Origin of the sequence: Gordonia sp. 852002-50816_SCH5313054-c (genome assembly GCF_001665925.1) — a bacterium.
Lineage (GTDB): Bacteria > Actinomycetota > Actinomycetes > Mycobacteriales > Mycobacteriaceae > Gordonia > Gordonia jacobaea.
This window is the reverse complement of the sequence record NZ_LZTE01000076.1, coordinates 48,218-67,241: the sequence shown is the minus strand read 5'-3', so window position 1 is coordinate 67,241 and position 19,024 is coordinate 48,218. Positions and strand designations below refer to the sequence as shown.

Sequence of the window (19,024 nt, the reverse complement as noted above, 5' to 3'; positions counted from 1 at the left end):
TGATTCCTCCTCAGTTGATGTCTTCGGTTGACGTGACGCCACTGGTGTGGCGCCACCGATGGCGCGCAGTTGCCGCGTCGTCCATGCGATGCCTCGATGTCCGACGCGGTTGTGGGGAGAGGACATGCGCGAAGTCGACGACGTTGTGCGGCAGAAGCATTCGAGCGTGAGTGCAGTCGACATCGATATTGTGGATGTACCCGTCGACGTAGGGACGCCATCCGTCGACGGCTCGTGCACCCCGCTGAGGTGCCCTGGTGGCGGAGACGAAGGTGATGTCTCCGTGGAACACTCGAGGACGCCACGGATTGGCGAGGGAGCCCGCCTGCTCGAAAACGCGGTGCACCGTGCCGAATTCGGCTCTCGACAACCCCGCGAGCATCCCGCCGGCCGACCGCACCGCGTGCCAGGCGTCGTCGACATCGGGTGACGCGGTGGGATCGGTTGTGGTGATGCCGAATTCGCTCGTGAGCTCACCAATGGAGGGCTCGGTGACGAGGTCGGGTCGGTCGGACAGGACGTACGAGTCGAGGATCGTGAGATCGCCGATGACTTCTCCGCTCCCCTGAAGGATCACCGCGATCTCCTGGGCGATGATCCCGCCGAGCGACCAGCCGAGCAGATGGTACGGACCGGACGGCGCGACCGACTGGATCTGTTCGGCGTAGTACGCGGCGAGTTCACCAAGCGACGACGGCGCAGGCTGCCCGGACAGCGTCGGGTGCTGGAGGCCGTACACGGGACGGTCGGGTTCCAGGTGGGGTAGCAGCGACGCGAATGCCCAGGAGAGTCCGATCGCCGGATGCACGACGAATAGCGGTGCCTTTGTCGACGCAGACTCGCGCGGCGCCGACCGCAGCGGGATGAGTACCTCCCAGGCGGAGCGAGAGCCCGCGCTGCTGTTGTCCGGTTCGTGTGACGCAGGGTCGATCTGTGAGGCGAGTTCTGCGACTGTCGGTGCCGCGAACACCTGGTGCGCGCGTATCTCGACTCCGAGAGCGCTCGACAGACGATCGGTCAGGGTCGTTGCCTGCAACGAGTTTCCGCCGAGATCGAAGAAGCTGGCGTCTGCGGCGATCTCGTCGTCCGGCAGTCCGAGTACCTCGATGAAGATCGCCGCGATGGTCGTCTCGGTGCCGGGGCGCGGGGCGCGCCCACGTCGCGTGATCTCCGGAGCCGGGAGCGCCGTGCGGTCGAGCTTGCCGACGGGGGTCAGTGGGATCTCGTCGAGAACAGTGACCGTCGCGGGCACCATATGGCGCGGAAGGCGTTCTCGCAGGGAACTTCTCAGGTCATCGCCCAGAGCGGTTCGATGCGAGGTGCCGGCGTGGGCGGCTCGCTCGGCGAGCGTCACGTAGCTGTGCAAGGTGGTGCCGCCCTCCGTCGACGCGGAGTCGTCCCCGGACTGGCCGGCTCCGGCCAGCACTGTGACCGCGAAATCGATCCGAGGGTCGGCCGTGAGCGCGTCGTCGATCTCTCCGAGTTCGACGCGGAAGCCACGAACCTGTACCTGGCCATCGCTTCTGGCGACGTAGGAGAGTCGGCCGTCGTGCGTCCACCGGACGAGGTCTCCGGTGCGGTACATGCGGCAACCGGCGAACTCGTCTCCGGCGACCATCGGGGCGGGCAGATACCGCGACGCGGTGAGCCCGGGACGACGGTGGTAGCCGCGGGTCACCTGCGACCCGATCAGGTACAACTCACCCACGACACCCGCGGGCACCGGATGCAGGCGCGCATCGAGTACGAGTGCGCTCACGCCGTTGTTCGGTGTGCCCATGGTCAGTTCGTCGTGTGCGCGCAGCGGATCGCTCGAGGTGGTGATCACGGTGGTCTCGGTGGGGCCGTAGACATTCATGATCCGACGCCCCGCCGACCACCGCCGCGCGAGATCTGCTCCGTAGGCCTCGCCGCCGATCGCGAGGCACGTCAACGTCGGGACATCGGTCGGCGACATGCTCGCCACCGCGGCGGGCGTGATGAATGCGTGGGTCACCCCGGTCCGAGTGAGGAACCGCGCCAACGGTTTACCACCGTAGACGTCGGTCGGAGCGATGACCAGGCATGCGGAGCCCGCTGCGGCGAGCAGGAACTCGAGCACCGAGGCGTCGAAGCTCGGTGACGCGAAATGGAGCACCCGCGATCCTTCGTCCGGTGTCATCCTCGCCCGCAACTCGTCGCGGACCGCACGTAACCCGGAGTGCGGCACCAGAACGCCCTTCGGTCGCCCGGTCGAGCCGGAGGTGTAGATGATGTAGGCCAACTGGTCGACGCCTGCGGGTACTGCCTCGGTCTCTGTGAGGGGAGCTGTCGACGCGCCGGCGAGCCGGTCGAGTACCGACTGCTCGTCGACGACGAGTATCGGCATCGTCGAGGAGGGGATGCGCTCGCGGGTCGCCGAGTCGGTCACCACGAGTCGCGCACCGCTGTCGGTGAGCATGTGCGCGATCCGCTCCGGCGGGTACGTCGGGTCGACGGGCACGTAGGCGGCTCCTGTCCGCACGATGGCCCAGATGGCAACGAGTGCCTCGATCGACCGGGGAATGGCCATGGCCACAACAGGTTCGCTCGTCGCCTGCGCGTCCGATTCCCAGACGCCACTGGCCAGCAGCACACGTGCGAGTCGGTGCGCGCGGGCGTCGAGCTCGCGGTAGGTGATGCTGGTGTCGCCGTCGGTGGCGGCGATGCCGTAGGGGTTGCGTGACACGGAGTCGTCGAGAATCTCGCCGAACGTGATCGGTTCGCCGCTGACCGGTCCGCGCGCGGGTGCGACATCGGCAACCTCGAGCGGATCGGTGATGCGGATGTCGCCGACCGCGCGCGTGGTGTCGGTGGTGAACGCACGGACCACCCGCAGGAACCGGATGGCGAGGTCGTGGGCATCGTGGTCGCGGTACCGATCGGCGGCGAACGTCACCTCGAGGGAAGCGTCGGGTGAGTGTAGGTGCGCGATCGTGAACTGAAGACCGAATTTGGCCTGGGCGGAGCCGATCTCGCCGATTTCCCCGCGCAGCCCCGGTGCCAGGTCGACCTGTCCGTGCGCGACGTCTGCCCCGTAGTCGTGGACCGAGAGTGCGACCTCGAAGAGCGGATGTCCGCCGACCGACCTGTCGGGATTGACCGCTGCGACGACGTCGTCGAAGGGCACGTCGCGATGGTCGAGCGCATCGAGGTCGTCGTCTCGCACCCGCGCGAGCAGGTCGCGAACGGGTTCGGTGCCGTCGAGCCGAGTGCGCAGGGCGAGCGTGTTGACGAACATTCCCACCACACGGCTGAGGTCGGTGTCCGGGCTATCTGCGAGTTCAGCGATGTCCCGATTCGCCACCGGCGTGCCGATCACCACGTCATCGCCTACTCCGAGTCGGTGCAGGAGGGTGGCGAGTGCGGTGTGGAGCAGAGTGAACGGGGTGGTCGAATAGGCTCGCGCACAATCGATCACGGCGTTGCGCAGCCCGTCGTCGAGCGGAATCGATACCGAACCGGCAACCGACGGCGAACTCTTGTGTGCGTCGGCATGGGTCTGCGCGGGGCGGGTCGGCTTTGGTGCGCAGTCGGCCGGGGCGCCTGCGAGCAGGCTCGTCCAGTAGGCGAGATCGTCCTCTTTTTCACTTCGACGGTCGGCCGCGGTGACGATTGCGGCGTAGTCGCGATAGTCGAAAGCCGAAGCCTCCCAGAAGGTGTCACGGCCGTTGAGTCTTTCGGAGTAGGCCGTGGCGAGGTCGTCGATCAGAATCGGCAGCGAGGCGCCGTCGGCCGCGGCGTGGTGGATGACGAGGACGAGGATGTGCTCGCTGGTGGTGCCCTGCGAGATCCGCGTCAGGAGATGCGCGCGCATCCCAGGCTGCGCCGAGATGTCGATCGGGGTGGCGCACAGGTGCTCGATCAACGCCGACGCGTCGCTGTCGTCGCTGTAGCCGAGCGGTTGCAGATGCCCGATCGCGCGGTCGGCCCCGACGAGAACACCTCCGACCTGCGTACCGCCTGTTTCGGAGGGGTAGACGGTACGCAGGCCGGCGTGCCGCGACACGAGATCGACCAGTGTGTCGCGGAGCGTCTGACGGTCAAGGGGTCCCGTCAGGCGCAGTGTGAAGGGCATCAGGTAGTCGGTCGACGCCGGCTGCGTGCGAGCCAGCGACAGTAGTCGACGCTGCATCGGCGCGATCGGAATGATGCTGCCGCGCAGAGGAATCAGCGTGGCGGAATGACTCCCTTGCTCGACGTGCTCGTCGCGGCCGACGAGTTCCGCGAGCGCGGCAACCGTCGGGCGATCGAAGATCTCCCGCACGCGAAGCCTGGTTCCGTCGTCGCTGCGCAGCTTGGCCGCGAGAGCCGTTGCCTGCAACGACGTTCCGCCCGCGGCGAAGAAGTCGGTATCTGCGCCAACGCTGTCGCGTTCGACGCCGAGGACGTCGGCCATTGCGTCGGCTACCCGCTGCTCGGCCGTCGAACCGAGCTCTCGCACAGCAGCCGCCGCCGGTGCGGTCGGTGCGGGCAGCGAGCGACGGTCGATCTTTCCGTTGGGAGTCAACGGGAACCGATCCAGCACGACGACGCTCGACGGCACCATCTGCCGGGGCAGACTCGCCGCGACATGCGCGATGAGGTCATGGTCGGACGGGGAGTCGGGCCGGGTCGACGTGACGTACGCGACCAGGCGTGCCTCGGCGCCTTCTCCGTGCACGAGTGTCAGCGCGGCGTCGACGTCACGATGTGATGTGAGCGCGTGGCTCACCTCGTCCGGCTCGATGCGGAAACCGCGCACCTTGACCTGATTGTCGCTGCGGCCGTCGAAGACCAACGACCCATCGGTGGTGCGGTGCACCACGTCGCCGGTGCGATACATCAGCCCGCCGCGCGCTCGCGGATCGGCGATGAATCGTGCAGCGGTCAGACCCGGACGGCCGAGGTAGCCGCGTGCGACCCCCGGTCCTGCGAGGTACAGCTCACCGGGTACGTTGTCGCGCAAGGGATTCAGTCGATGGTCGAGAACCAGTGCGGTGCAACCGATAACCGGCTCGCCGATCGTGATCGCCTCGCCGGGACTCAACGGCTGCGACATCGTCGCCACGATCGTGGTCTCGGTGGGTCCGTAGCAGTTGACGTAACGCCTTCCCGGTGCCCAGGCCGCCACGAGTTCTGCTGGCGATGCCTCGCCCCCGACGCCGAGCGTCCGGAGCAGCGGCAGCGGCGCAGGTGTGGCTGCCATGAGCGCGGCGGGTGTGATGAAGGCGTGCGACACCGCGTGCTCGGCGAGGAACTCGACGAGCTCGTCTCCGCCGAAGATGGTCGGCGGCGCGATGACCATCGTCGCACCCGCATCGAAGGCGAGGAGGAACTCCAGGAACGTCGCATCGAAACCGGGTGACGCGAAATGCAGTGTGCGATCGCCGGAATGAACGTCGTAGCGGTCGCGCTGACTCTGGCTGAACGCGCCGATGCCTCGATGCGTCACCGTGACGCCCTTGGGTGTGCCGGTCGAGCCGGAGGTGTAGATCACGTACGCGGCGGCGTCGGGTCGACGAGGCGCGGGAGCCGGTGGTGCCGCGCTGCCGCGATCGAGTGCTCCGGTGTCGAACCAGTGCAGGTCGGACGACGCGTCGAGCAGTGCGGTTCCGAGTGCCCCGTCGGTGTCGGTGATTCCGACTGCGACGTCGGAGTCGCGGAGCATGTGCTCGATGCGTTCGGTCGGATACCGCGGATCGATGGGAAGCACCACGCCGCCCGCGCGCAGGACTGCCCAGAGCGCGGCGACGAACCGCCACGACCGGGGGAGTGCCACGGCGACTACGTCTTCCGGCCCGACGCCCTCGGCCCGGAGAGCGTTCGCCCATCGTGCCGAGATCTCGTCGAGGCGCGCGTACGTCAGCGCGACGTCGCTGTCCTCGACGGCAATGAGATCACGGTGGCGGGTGGCGGTGAGCTCGAGCAGGTCACCGAGGTGAACCGGGTCGGGCGTCGTGACATCACGCGCAGGCTGCGTTGCGACGAGATGGTCGTCGACGCTGCGGTCGGGGTGTGCGATCAGTGCATGGGCGAGTTCGACGAAATCGTCTGCCAGGGACTCGATTCGGGCGCGACTGAACAGGTCGGTCGCGTACGTCAGACGTAGGGTGTCGCCGCGCGACTGCACCTCGAGGTCGAATCGCGCTGCGCCGGTGTCGACTTCTTCGATCCCGGTGCGTACTCCACGTAGCGCGGAGTCCGTTGTCGCGAGCGGATCGTCGTCGACCGTCAGTGAGATGGTGAAGATCGGGTGACGGCCCGTCCGAGGGGGACGCAGGTCTGCCACGACGGCGTCGAACGGCATGTCCGCGTGTGAGAGGGCGTCGAGGTCGGATCGGCGCACCTCGTCGACGAGTTCGGCCGCCGACCACGTTCCGTCGACGCGGGTGCGCAGTGCGACCGAGTTGACGAACATTCCGACCAGTTGCGCGAGACGGGGATCGGCTCGTCCAGCGACGGGTGTCCCGATGACGATGTCGGCGTCGGAGCCGCTGGTGTGCACGGCCTGGTCGGCGCTGTGGTGACGTAGCAGAGCGACGAGCACCGCGTGCATCGCCATGAACTCGGTCGTCGTCGAGCTACCGAGTTCGGTGAGGCGCGCACGCACATCGCGGCCGAGGGCCACCTCGACGACGTCGGCGCCGCGTTGCCCTGCTGCGTCTGTCGCGGGCGCGACGTCGGGCAGCAGTACCGGGGCGGAATCGAGACCGTCGAGTTCGGAGCGCCACCACGCGGTCAGGTCGGGCAGGCGCGCGTCGAGCCGGTCACGCTGCCACCGCAGGTAATCGCGATAGTCGAGGGGGAGCGGATCTGCCGACGGTGATCGACCGTCGGACAGATCCGCGTAGGCGCCCGCGAGGTCATGCGCGAGTGGCGCCATCGACGCGCCGTCGGCGGCGATGTGGTGCACGACGACGGTCAGCTTGTGGTGGTCAGCGGAGTCGCTGAGCCGGTGCAGCGCGACGCGGATGGGCAGATCGCGCGTGAGGTCGAATGGACGCTGCGCCAGCGATTCCGCGGCTACACGCCATTCCGACGCCGAGACGTCCTGGACGTCGAGCGTGATGTCGCTGTCGGCGGCGACCACCGCTGCCGGCAGTCCGTCACGTTCGGGATATACGGTGCGCAGCGGCTCGTGGCGGGCGATCACCCAGCGGAGCGCGCCGGTGAGCGCGTCGACGTCGAGTGCGCCTCGCATGTCGAGTGCGAAGGCGATGGAGTACGACGCGTCGGGCGCATCGTCGTCGGCGCCGAGCGTGTTGAGGAACCAGAGCTGCCGCTGAGCAGGTCCGCAGAACATCTCGGTTGTCGGATCGTGCTGCAGGAGATCGTGTTCCGCGGGTGCCGCGTCCGCGCACAGAAGTGCGAGCTCCGCAGCGGTCGGATGATCGAAGACGTCGCGCACGGCCAGGCGTGAGCCGCTGTGTTGTCCGAGCGCATCCACCAGCTGCGTCGCCAGTAGTGAGTTGCCGCCGAGTTCGAAGAAGTCGTCGTCGACACCGACGTCGGCGACCGGTCGGTCGAGTACCCGGGCGAACACGGAGCAGATCATGCGCTCGGCGTCGGAACGAGGTGCGACAGGCTCGGACTCGCGTGCGGTGTCGGCGTCGCCGGGCGCGGGTAGGGCGCGGCAGGTCGATCTTGCCCGCGGGAGTCCTGGGGATCTCGGGAACAGCGATGATCGCGGAGGGAATCATGTGCCGCGGCAAACGTTCTCGCAGTTCGGTCAGCAGCGCCGCGCGTGTGTGCTGGCCGGCATCGACCCCGTCGAACGCGACGAACGAGATCAGGCGCGCCGTCGCACCTTCACCGTCGACGACGCTCACCGAGGACTGCACGGCGTCGAGCGCGGTGAGCGCGGCGTCGACCTCTCCCAATTCGATGCGATGCCCGCGTACCTTGGCTTGGTCGTCGGCGCGGCCGCGGAACTCGAGGCGATGATCGGCGGTCCAGCGCACCAGGTCGCCGGTGCGGTACATCCGTTCGCCGGGATCGCCAAAGGGATTGGCCACGAATCGCTTCGAGGTCAGTCCGTGCACGCCGTGGTAGCCGCGGGCCAGGTGAGTTCCCGAGACGTAGAGTTCGCCCGTCGTGCCGGGTGCGACAGGGACGAGTCGCTCGTCGAGAACGACCGTCGAGACGCCGCGAATGGGCCTGCCGATCGTGACGCGGGGTGAGCGCGACGTCGTGGGTTGCTCGACGATCGGGTCCGAGACTGTCGCCACGACCGTCGTCTCCGTCGGCCCGTAGGCGTTGAAGATCGTCGTGGTCTGCGCCCATCGACGGACCGCTTCGGCATTCGGATGCTCGCCACCGATCACAAGCACCTCGAGCTCCGGCACGGCCTCGGGATTCATGGTGGTCAGCAGCGACGGCGTGAGAAACGCGTGGGTGATGCCCGCGGAGCGCATCAGATCGGTGAGTTCGCCACCGGCGACGGGATCTGGCCCGACGATCCGCATCGTCGACGCGCCTGCGAACGCCATGAGGAGTTCGAGGACCGAGGCGTCGAAGCTGGGCGACGCCATGTGCATCGTGCGGCTGTCGGCGGTGAGCCCGAACTGTGACACCTGTTGTGCGGCAAAGTCCGCCAAACCACGGTGGCTGACGACGACGCCCTTCGGCGTGCCGGTGGTGCCCGAGGTGTAGATCATGTACGCGGGTTGGTCGACGGAGAGGTCGGGTGCGTTATCGCGCTGTGGCGCTGGGGTGTCGCCGTCCGAACGGTGGATCTCGTCGAGCGTGATGGTGGTGATGCCATCGGCCGCGGTGCCGAGTTTCGGGTGTGAGTCGACGTCGGTCAGCAGCAGGCGCGCACGGGAATCGGTCAGCATGAACTCGATACGTGCGTGCGGATAGGCGGGATCGATCGGTACCCATGCGGCTCCGCATCGGGTGACAGCCCAGACCGCGCGCACCCACTGCGCGCTCCTGGCTAGCGCAATTGCGACGAAGTCCTCTGGCCCGACTCCGTTGTCGCGCAAGCACTGCGCGAGAGTCTCGGCGGCGGAGTCGAGTTCGCGGTAGGTGAGTGAGGTGTCGCCGTCGGTCACGGCGATCCGGTCGGGCTCTGAGCGAACCGCTGCCGCGAGGATCGACGAGAAGTGTTCGACGGGACGGGTTCCCACGCCGACGGCCGGTACCAGTCCGAGTCGCTCGCTCGGGTCGAGGACGGCGATGTCGCCGACCGCCAGTGTCGGGTCGTCGGTCACCGTGGTGATGATCCTGCTCAGTCGTGAACCGATACCGCTCACGGTGGCGGCGTCGAAGAGTCCGGTGGCGTAGCCGATCTCGACGTCGATTCCGGACGGTTGCCCGTGCTCGTCGGTGTGTTCGACGAAGGTGAACGAGAGGTCGAACTTGGTTGACGCGATGTCAATCGGCGAGGCCGTTGCTGTCACGCCGGGTAGGTCGATGGTGATGTCGTCGCGGTTGTCCACCGCGAGCGAGACCTGGAAGAACGGATGCACCTGGGCTGACCGCTGCGGATTCAGTTCGGTCACAAGGTGATCGAAGGGTATGTCTGCGTGGTCGAAGGCGTCGAGGTCGGCGTCGCGGACCTTGTCGAGCACAGCGAGGAACGACGAGTTCTTGTCGACGCGCGTCGGAAGTGCGAGGGTATTGACGAACATTCCGACCAGCGCGTCGAGGTCGGCGTCGCCGCGTCCGGACACCGGTGTGCCGACGACGATCTCGTCGGCGCGGGCATAGCCGCGCAGCAGTGTGGCGACCGCGGCGTGGACGACCATGAAGAGGGTCGCGTCGCTGTCGGCTGCCAGCGCTGTCAACGCAGTGTGACGCTCGCGGGGCACGGTGATCGTCACGAGGCCGCCGGCTACACCTGGGCGATCCGAGCGCGGACGGTCAAGTGGCAGTTCGGTTTCGGCGGGAGCGTCGGCGAGTCGACTGCGCCAGAAGTCGAGGTCTGTGCCGTCGGTGGTGGTCAACGCGGCGCGGTGGGCTGCGGCGACCGTCGAGTACTCGACGGGTAGTGGCGCCCACGCAGGCGCGTGACCGTCGACGCGTGCGCGGTAGGCGGTGGCGAGGTCGGCCGCGAAGGGCGCCAGCGACCACCCGTCCGCTGCGAGATGGTGAATGACGACGACCAGCGTGTGATCATCGGACGACGTGCGTAGGAGCCGTGTGCGGATGGGAAAGTCGCGCGTGAGGTCGAACGGCTGTGAGGCGAGGTCGGTGGCGCGTTGCTGTATCTCGCTGACCTCGGCGACCTCGTCGAGGGGCATCTCTATCGCGGCGTCGTCGGGGGCGTGGATGTCGAGGAATGGCTGTCCGTCGTGCTCCGACACCGTGCTGCGTAGCGGCTCGTGCCGCGCGACGACGTCGTTCACCGCGGCACGCAGTGCGTCGACGTCGAGGGCTCCGACAAGGCGGACGCTGAACGGGATGTGGTAGGCGACAGCAGAATCCGGGTCGAGGCGGGCTGTCAACCAGAGCCGCTGCTGCGCGGGCGACAGTGCGACGCGCCCATCGGTCGACGCTGGGATCTCATCGACGGACTGGGTGGCTGTGAGCTCGTCGTCGACTCCTGCTGCGCGCAGTGCGTGACAGAGCGCGGCGAGGTCCGGGGCGTCGAACACGGTGCGTAGCGGCAGCCGGTGTCCGGTTCGGCGTGCGAGGCGTGCGCTCACCCTGGTGGCCGACAGCGAGTTGCCACCCAGATCGAAGAGGTTGTCGGACAACGACACCCGAGTCGGCAGGCCGAGCACTGCGGTGACCGTCTCGGCGACGGCGATGTCGAGTGCGGTCACCGGCTCGACCCGTCCGCTCTGCGACGACGTGGGTGTCGGTGCCGGGAGCGCGGAGCGATCGAGCTTGCCGTTGCTTGTCGTCGGAAGATCCGCAAGAACCGTGATGGTCGACGGGACCATGTGGGGGAGAAGGTGATCGGTGAGTTCGGCGCGGAGGTCGCGAGACTTCAGCGCATCTGCGCCCGCGACGTAGCCTGCCAGTTCGATGCCACCTGTGGCCGCGTCGTCGAACGTGATGACGGCCGCGCTGCGGACGCCGGGCAACGCCGCCAGTGCCGACTCGATCTCGCCCAACTCGACGCGCTGGCCGCGGATCTTGATCTGTGAGTCGGCGCGGCCGAGGTACTCGATCTCGCCGTCGGCGCGTCGGCGGACCAGGTCGCCGGTGCGATACAGGCGGGCGCCGGGCTGACGCGGATCGGACACAAACCGTGCGGCGGTCAGGTCGGGACGGCTCGCGTAACCGCGGGCGAGTTGAATGCCGCCGAGGTAGAGCTCACCGATCGCGCCGATGGCTTGCGGCATGAGGTGATGGTCGAGCACGTGGGTCGACGTGTTGTCGACGGGTCGGCCGATTGGGATATCGCCTGCGTCGCTGCGGCATTCGTCGTGATAGGTCACGTCGACGGCGGCCTCTGTCGGCCCGTAGAGATTGTGCACCGGCGCGGTGGTGAGCTCGTCGATCGCACCAACCGTCGCGGGTGTGAGTGCCTCGCCGCTGGTGAAGATGCGTCGCAGCGACGTCAGTGCATCCGGGTTCGACGACTCGTCGAGGGCGAGCGCGTCGGCGAATGCCGACAGCATCGACGGCACGAAATGCAGTGTCGTGATGGACTCTTCGGCGATCACGTCGCGCAGATACCACGGATCGCGGTGGCCGTCGGGTCGCGCAACGACGAGTGTGGCGCCCGCGACGAACGGCCAAAAGAACTCCCACACCGAGACGTCGAAGGTCGCCGGTGTCTTCTGCAGCACCCGGTCGTCGGAGGCGAGTTGGTAGCGATCCTGCATCCATCGCAGACGGTTCACGATGGCGCGGTGGTCGATCACGACTCCCTTGGGCCTGCCCGTCGAGCCGGAGGTGAACAGCACGTAGGCCGGATTGTCGGGGCGGGGTGCGCGGAACTGCACTGTCGACGGTGATGGCTCGATCAGGTCATCGACGGTGACCAGCGGAGTGTCGGTGCCGGCCCAGCCGGGTGCTGCGATGATCACCGCGGGCTTGGCGGTGTCGAGGATGTGCGCGAGGCGCTGCGCGGGTTCCGCGGGATCGATGGGCAGGAACGCCGCGCCCGCGCGGATGACGGCGTGCAGTGCGACCACCTGGTCGGCACTTCGCGGGAGAGCAACGCCGACAACCGATTCGGGGCCGATCCCACGCGCGGCAAGTCCGGCCGCCGCGCTGCGTGCGCGTGCGGTGAAGGTCGCGGTGTCCAGGGTTTCGACGCCGGGTTCGATCAGCGCGGTGCGCGTGGCGGTGCTCTGCTCGAGCGCGGCGTCGAGCAGCGAGATGAGCGTCGCGTCTGTTGTCGCCACGCTGCGGCCGTGTGCGACGTCGTCGATGGCCGACAACTCCGACGCCGTCGCGGCTGAGATGTCGACGACGGGCGTATCGGTGGGGGCGTCGACGAATCGTCGCAGGAAGTCGACGATCCGGTTGTGGTGCAGCGAGACGTCGTCTGCGGTGTAGACGTTCGGGTTCGCCTCAAGGTCGAGTCGCATGCCGCCGGTGAAGCCGTCGTAGACGTTGATCGACGCGTCCTCGACGGGACCGGTCGACAGCACGTTCAGTTCGCCACGCAGCGAACCGAAGTCGATGTGCTCGAAGAAGAGCATGACGTTGACCATCGGACCGAAGAATCCGCGCCTACCGTCTGAGTCGTCGAGGATGTCGGAGGTGATGTCTTCATGGCGGAAACGCTGATGTCGCACAGCGTCTTTGATGTCGGAGTTCATGCTCCGCAGCGCGTCGGCGATGGTCGTCGCGGCGTCGAATTCGATGCCGACGGGTAGGACGTTCGACGTGAGGCCGGCAGAGGTGCGCAGCAGGTCGGTGTCGCGGCTGGCCACCGGAAGGCTCAGCAGGGCGTCGTCGCGATCGTTGAGGCGTGCCAGGTAGAGGGCGACCGCCGCGGTGATCACCGACGCGGCCCGCACCCCGTGATCTGCGGCGCGCGAACGGATGTGTGCGACGAGGTCGGCGTCGAGTTCGGTGCTCTTGACGACGGCAACAGGCGCGGCCGGTGCGCTCGCCGGCGACAGGGAGGTCGGCTCGGGAGCGTCGGCTCCACCGGGGCGCAGGCGCTGCTGCCAGTGGTCGTGTGCGCGGGCGTATGCGTCAGAGGCGTGGTACTCGCGGTCGATCTCGGCGATCTGCGCCATCGTCGCGCTGGTCGACGCGGGTGCGGCGTGACCCTCGGTGATCGCGGTGTAGTGGGCGGCGACCCGGACCATCATGAACATCGCGGCATATCCGTCGAACGCGATGTGGTGGCCCCAGCAGTACCAGAGCGCGTGTGTCGGACCCATGCGCAGCAGATACGTCTCGAGGAGCGGATCGGTGTAGACGTCGACGTTGCGTGACCGGTGATCGTCGATCCATTCGAGAGCCCGCGCACGCGGATCGTCGTCGTCGGAGAAGTCGACGAGCCCGAGCCGGATGTCCCTGTCGCGATCGACGACGATGCATGGTTCGCCGTCCTCGTCGTCGACGACACGCAACAGGCCCGATTCGGTTTCGTTCGCGGTCTGTTGCACGGCCCGGTCCATCACCTCGGCGTCGACGTCGTCGAAGAACTCGGCGAAGGCCGCAACCGACATCGGGGTGTCGGGGTCGAGTTGCTGCGCGAAGAAGATGCCGCGCTGCGCCGCGGTCAGAGGGAGCGGTCGGCTCTGCGCGTCGGCAGACGTGGGCTGCCCGCCTGTGACATGTCCGCTTGTGAAATGAGTCGTGCTCACCTCGGTGCTCACTGTGCCTCCTCATGAGGTGACCGTCGCGGTCGAGCGCGGCGATCGGTCGGTGGTGGTGGCCCTGTGCCCGGTGGATCTGACCGTGCTTCGCGTGACTAAGCGCCGCAGATGGGTGCGGATTGAAGAAAAATCGAAAGCGCGGATGGTCGTGGAGAATGGCGAAGGGGTCGTCGTGGTCATGCCTATCGGCAGCGATTTGGCCCGGACCTGCGCGTTCGCCTACACTTGTGGGGTTGCCTGCGGCGCGTTGAGCGTCGCGAATCGGCTCGCGAACCCACCCGGTGGTCCGTTGCGATCGCAAGATCGGAACAAAACCCCAGGCAGGCGTGTGTCCGGTGGTAACAGACCGTGTGCGTCGGGTCGGAAATCCGGCGTACAGATGCGGTGGCCCACCCCGGTGGATCCACCGTGTCGACGACATCCAGGTCAAGGAGACTAACGAGTGATTCAGCAGGAATCTCGCCTGCGGGTCGCCGACAACACCGGAGCCAAGGAAATCTTGTGCATCCGCGTGCTGGGCGGCTCGTCTCGGCGCTACGCAGGCATTGGTGACGTCATCGTCGCCACTGTCAAGGACGCCATCCCCGGCGGCAACGTCAAGCGGGGAGAGGTCGTCAAGGCTGTCATCGTGCGCACCACCAAGGAGCGCCGTCGTCAGGACGGAAGCTACATCCGTTTCGACGAGAACGCCGCCGTCATCCTCAAGGGTGAGAGCGACCCCCGCGGTACCCGCATCTTCGGCCCGGTCGGCCGCGAGCTGCGTGAGAAGAAGTTCATGAAGATCGTGTCGCTGGCACCGGAGGTGATCTGACATGAAGGTTCACAAGGGTGACACCGTCATCGTCGTCTCGGGCAAGGACAAGGGCGCCAAGGGCAAGGTCATTCAGGCCTTCCCGAAGGAAGAGCGTGTTCTGGTCGAGGGCGTCAATCGCATCAAGAAGCACACCGCTGCGTCGGCCAACGAGCGTGGCGCGGCGTCGGGCGGCATCGTGACCCAGGAAGCGAAGATCCACGTGTCAAACGTGATGGTCGTCGACTCCGAGGGCAATCCCACCCGCGTCGGCTACCGCGTCGACGAGGAGACCGGCAAGAAGGTCCGGATTTCCCGCAAGACCGGGAAGGACATCTGATATGACCACCACCGAAAAGACCCAGCCGCGTCTCAAGCAGCGCTACCGCGCCGAGATCAAGGATGCGCTGAACACCGAGTTCGACTACGCCAACGTGATGCAGATCCCGGGCGTCGTCAAGGTCGTCGTGAACATGGGCGTCGGCGACGCCGCTCGCGACTCGAAGCTGATCAACGGCGCGGTCACCGACCTCGCACTGATCACCGGCCAGAAGCCGGAAATCCGTCGCGCACGCAAGTCGATCGCACAGTTCAAGCTGCGCGAGGGCATGCCGATCGGCGCACGCGTCACGCTTCGTGGCGACCGTATGTGGGAGTTCCTGGACCGCCTCGTGTCCATCGCGCTTCCCCGTATCCGCGACTTCCGCGGACTCTCGGACCGCCAGTTCGACGGCAACGGTAACTACACCTTCGGCCTGAACGAGCAGTCGATGTTCCACGAGATCAACATCGACAACATCGACCGGCCGCGCGGTATGGACATCACCGTCGTCACCTCGGCCACCACCGACGAGGAAGGCCGCGCGCTGCTGCGCCAGCTGGGCTTCCCGTTCAAAGACAACTCCGTGAAGGACAACTGATGGCAAAGAAGGCTCTGGTCAACAAGGCCAACAAGAAGCCCAAGTTCGCCGTGCGGGCCTACACCCGGTGCAACCGCTGCGGTCGTCCGCACTCGGTGTTCCGCAAGTTCGGCCTGTGCCGTGTGTGCCTGCGCGAGATGGCACACGCCGGTGAGCTCCCGGGCGTGCAGAAGTCGAGCTGGTGACCCAGCTCCGCTGACTTAGCTCGACCGCCCGGCCCGCGCCGCGGCCGCTGGTGTGCTTCACCCGCAGGGTCGAGCGCATCAACCGCTGGTTGATCGCACTGCCCGCTGGTTGAGCTTGTCGAAACCACGACCCCGTGTCCCCAAGTGGGATGCGGGGTCGTCGTCGTTGATGCCCGGCCGATCCGTATGACAGAAGTGCCGGATTATGGGGCTCGTTGTCATACTGATCGGTTCGACGCCGCCCCCGCCTCGACGCCCGCCGCAGGCCGCATCCCCCGATCGGGGGAGCGCGCAATCCACCCGAACATCGGCCAGATGGCGGGTGGGTAGGACGTCCGTGATCGCGAAAACTGAGTACATCGCTTCCTGAACGAGCCACAAGGGGCTCCCCGGCGATGACGAAAGGCGCGGACATGAACGTCACGAGTACCTACACCGTTTCCGACTACCTCCTCGACCGTCTCGCCGACCTCGGCGTCGACACCATCTTCGGTGTCCCGGGCGATTTCACTCTCGGACTTCTCGACCACGTCGACGAGCATCCGTCGATCAACTGGGTGGGCACCGCGAACGAGCTCGGCGCGGGCTACGCGGCCGACGGCTATGCCAGGATGAACGGCGTCGGGGTGGTGTGCTCGACCTTCGGAGTCGGTGAGCTCAGCGCCATCAACGCGGTGGCAGGATCGTACGCCGAGCACGTCCCTATGCTGCACCTGGTGGACGCTCCCACCGAGGCGGTCCAGGCCGCCGGACGGGCGACGCACCACTCACTCGGCGACGGCGACTTCACCCACACGCTGCGGATGTCGGCGGAAGTGACTGTGGCACAAGAGATGTTGCAGCACGGCACCGCCACCGCGCAGATCGACCGGGTGCTCGCCGCGATGGTGGCCGAGGGCCGTCCGGGATACCTCTCGCTGCCCGCCGACGTCGCCGAGCAGTCGTGTGAACCGCCCACCGCTGTCCTCGAGGTACCTGCCGCGCGCACCGACGTCGACCAGCTCGCCCGATTCACCGACGCCGCAGCACAATTGATCGCCGACCGTTCGCCGGTCGTACTCGCCGACATCTTTGTCCATCGTTCCGGTTCCGTGGATCAGCTCCATCACCTGTTGAAAGTCGGTGGGCTGCAGTATGCGTCGCTGCTGTGGGGGCGGCGCGTCGTCGACGAGCGTGGTTCCGGGTACCTCGGGCTGTACCTCGGCGACGCGACCCAGCCCGATGTGCGCGACGCAGTCGAGAATGCCGAGTGTCTCATCACCGTCGGAGTGTGTTTCACCGACCTGATCTCCGGGTACTTCACACAGCGACTCGACGACGCGGTCCGCATCGATCTGCAGCCGCACACCGCGGTGGTCGGTGGTGAGACCTTCGCGGGCATCGAGATGCGCGACGCGCTGGCCGTGTTGGCCGAGATCGTTCCCCCGCGGCCCGACCTGCCGGTGTCGTTCGCCGCTCCGATGAGCAACCTCGAGCCCGATCCGCATGCACCGCTGACCCAGCAGGAACTCTGGGAGGCCGTTGGTGCAGCGCTTACCGGCAACGACGTGATCTTCGCCGACCAGGGAACCAGCTTCTGTGGCATTGCGGCTCAACGACTTCCGAGCGGTGCGGTCTTCATCGGTCAACCGTTGTGGGCGTCCATCGGATACACGTTGCCCGCCATGATCGGGGCAGCGATCGCGGCACCGCATCGCCGACCGGTGTTGCTGATCGGCGACGGCGCCGCACAGCTCACGGTTGCCGAGCTCGGCACACTCATCCGGCAGCGTATCCCCGCGGTGATCGTCGTCGTCAACAACAACGGCTACACCGTCGAGCGTGCGATTCACGGTGCGGAGATGAACTACAACGACATCGCTCCCTGGCGTTGGACGCTGCTGCCGTACGCATTGGGCGGCGACGTCTCGACGGTGCGGACCCATCGTGCGACGACGCAGGCCGAGTTGACCGGCATGCTCGTCGACGCTGCCGCGCACCCGACATCGCTGACGCTGATCGAGGCGGTCACCGGTGAACTCGACGTCCCGCCGGTGCTCGAGGCAATCGCGGCTGCGGCCGCGAGCGCGAACAGGTGACATCGGTCATCCGTGAAGGAAAGATCTTCGTCCCAGATCGTCACGCCCGTGACGGTCTGGGACGAAGACGAGGTGTCGACAGCAGCGCCGTCGCGGTGATCCGTATGACGGACTGCCCGCAGAATCGGCACGAATGTCATACGGATCGGCGTCAGCCGGACCAAGTGGCGTCAGGCGGCAGCGCGCTAGCCGACGAGCCACGCATTCGGTGCGCAGACGAGTGGGACGTCCGCGCCGAGGGCCCGCAGCACGATCGACGTCGCGCGGGGCGAATAGCTCATCGAGAAGTGATCGGACGTGTCCCGGGGGCAGCCGTCCTGCAGTGTGATGTTGCGGGTGTTCTTGGTGCCCGTGGGGAAGAACGTGCTGGAGTAGGGGGTGGTGACCTCGTCGTAGCGGGTGTTGACGATCGTGTATCGGATGTCGCCGAGGGCGTAGACACCGCCGCTGTTGAGGTTCTTCAGGAACGGCGAGTTGTAGATCTGCTGGGTGCCCGAGACCCCGACGCCGAGTGCGAGGGGTCCGAGGATGTCGACGCCGAGGTCGTTGATGGTGCGTCCGAGCGTGCCGATGCCATTGAGCGTCGTGCCGTTGTTGGTCGCGCCGAGCGTCACGACGTTGGCGACCTTGGCCGCCCCGCCGTCGAATCGCAGGTATTGGCGGGTCGAGATGCCGCCCATCGAATGGCCGACCATGTCGACCTTGGCTGCGCCGGTCGACGTGAGGACCTTGTCGACAAAGGTCTTGATCTGGGTCGCCGACTTCACGATGTCGCCGGTCCCGTACACGCCGGGGAATGCTGCTGCTACGCCACCGCCCTGAGAGGACGGCTGTATTCCGTAGTCGAGTGCGTAGACGCAGAAGCCTGCCTGACGGAGCGCGGGGGAGATCATCGACCAGTTGCTATAGGCGTTCTCCCACGTTCCGTGGACCAGGACGACGGGGTTGCGGCCGGCCTGCGGTTTGCACGACCAGTCATTCGCACCGGCGGGCGCCACGTTGGGATTCGACAGGCTGTGCGCGAAAGCCGCGGGGAACGTAGTCTGCTTCGGCCCGTTGCCGGTGGGGATGAGCCAACGACTCTCGCCGTTGAGCAGAAAGGTCTCGGCGCGGGCCGGGGTCGGTGAGGCGCCGGAGATCTGGTCGGCGAGCTGTTGCTGCGGGGCGGCCGACGCGGTGCCTGCGGAGTTCGCGGCAAGCGAGATACATGCGGCGATCGCGGCGACGGCCGTCGTCAGCAGGCGGGTTCGGGAACGACGTCGATTCGACGATGTGGTCACGTGCGAACCTCTCAGCTAGGTGTTGCCGG

At 67.0% G+C, this 19,024-nt stretch carries 7 protein-coding genes and 1 pseudogene; 5 read left to right on the top strand and 3 right to left on the bottom strand.

The window, feature by feature from the left end:
* Positions 1-10: 10 nt before the first annotated feature.
* Both A5788_RS24515 and A5788_RS24510 read right to left on the bottom strand, forming a co-directional pair.
* Positions 11-7,555, bottom strand: coding sequence for an amino acid adenylation domain-containing protein (locus tag A5788_RS24515; protein ID WP_331710965.1), 7,545 nt, complete (start codon positions 7,553-7,555; stop codon positions 11-13).
* 148 nt (positions 7,556-7,703) lie between these two features.
* Positions 7,704-13,730 (bottom strand): annotated as a pseudogene (locus A5788_RS24510) (amino acid adenylation domain-containing protein); the annotation flags it as partial.
* Between the two features lie 454 nt (positions 13,731-14,184).
* On the opposite strand from A5788_RS24510, the gene rplN reads away from it, so the two are divergent.
* The 5 genes from rplN to A5788_RS20575 all read left to right on the top strand — a co-directional run bounded on the left by rplN (position 14,185) and on the right by A5788_RS20575 (position 17,715).
* The gene (gene rplN / locus A5788_RS20595) at positions 14,185-14,553 is read left to right on the top strand and encodes a 50S ribosomal protein L14 (RefSeq protein ID WP_005208410.1); all 369 of its coding nucleotides are present in this window, start codon (positions 14,185-14,187) and stop codon (positions 14,551-14,553) included.
* Position 14,554: 1 nt separating this feature from the next.
* A complete protein-coding gene (gene rplX / locus A5788_RS20590) occupies positions 14,555-14,872 on the top strand; it encodes a 50S ribosomal protein L24 (protein WP_005208409.1) in 318 nt (105 codons plus the stop codon).
* A gap of 1 nt (position 14,873) precedes the next feature.
* A complete protein-coding gene (gene rplE / locus A5788_RS20585) occupies positions 14,874-15,452 on the top strand; it encodes a 50S ribosomal protein L5 (protein ID WP_005208408.1) in 579 nt (192 codons plus the stop codon).
* Positions 15,452-15,637 carry a type Z 30S ribosomal protein S14 gene (locus A5788_RS20580; RefSeq protein ID WP_005170384.1) on the top strand — a complete coding sequence of 62 codons (186 nt, stop codon included), beginning with the start codon at positions 15,452-15,454 and terminating at the stop codon, positions 15,635-15,637. The genes rplE and A5788_RS20580 overlap by 1 nt, the downstream gene beginning before the upstream one ends.
* A gap of 413 nt (positions 15,638-16,050) precedes the next feature.
* Entirely contained in the window at positions 16,051-17,715 is a 1,665-nt protein-coding gene (locus A5788_RS20575) for an alpha-keto acid decarboxylase family protein (protein WP_064870731.1), read from the top strand.
* A gap of 185 nt (positions 17,716-17,900) precedes the next feature.
* Here the strand turns inward: A5788_RS20575 and A5788_RS24465 are convergent, their stop codons facing one another.
* A complete protein-coding gene (locus A5788_RS24465; RefSeq protein ID WP_064870730.1) occupies positions 17,901-18,995 on the bottom strand; it encodes an esterase/lipase family protein in 1,095 nt (364 codons plus the stop codon).
* Positions 18,996-19,024 lie beyond the last annotated feature (29 nt).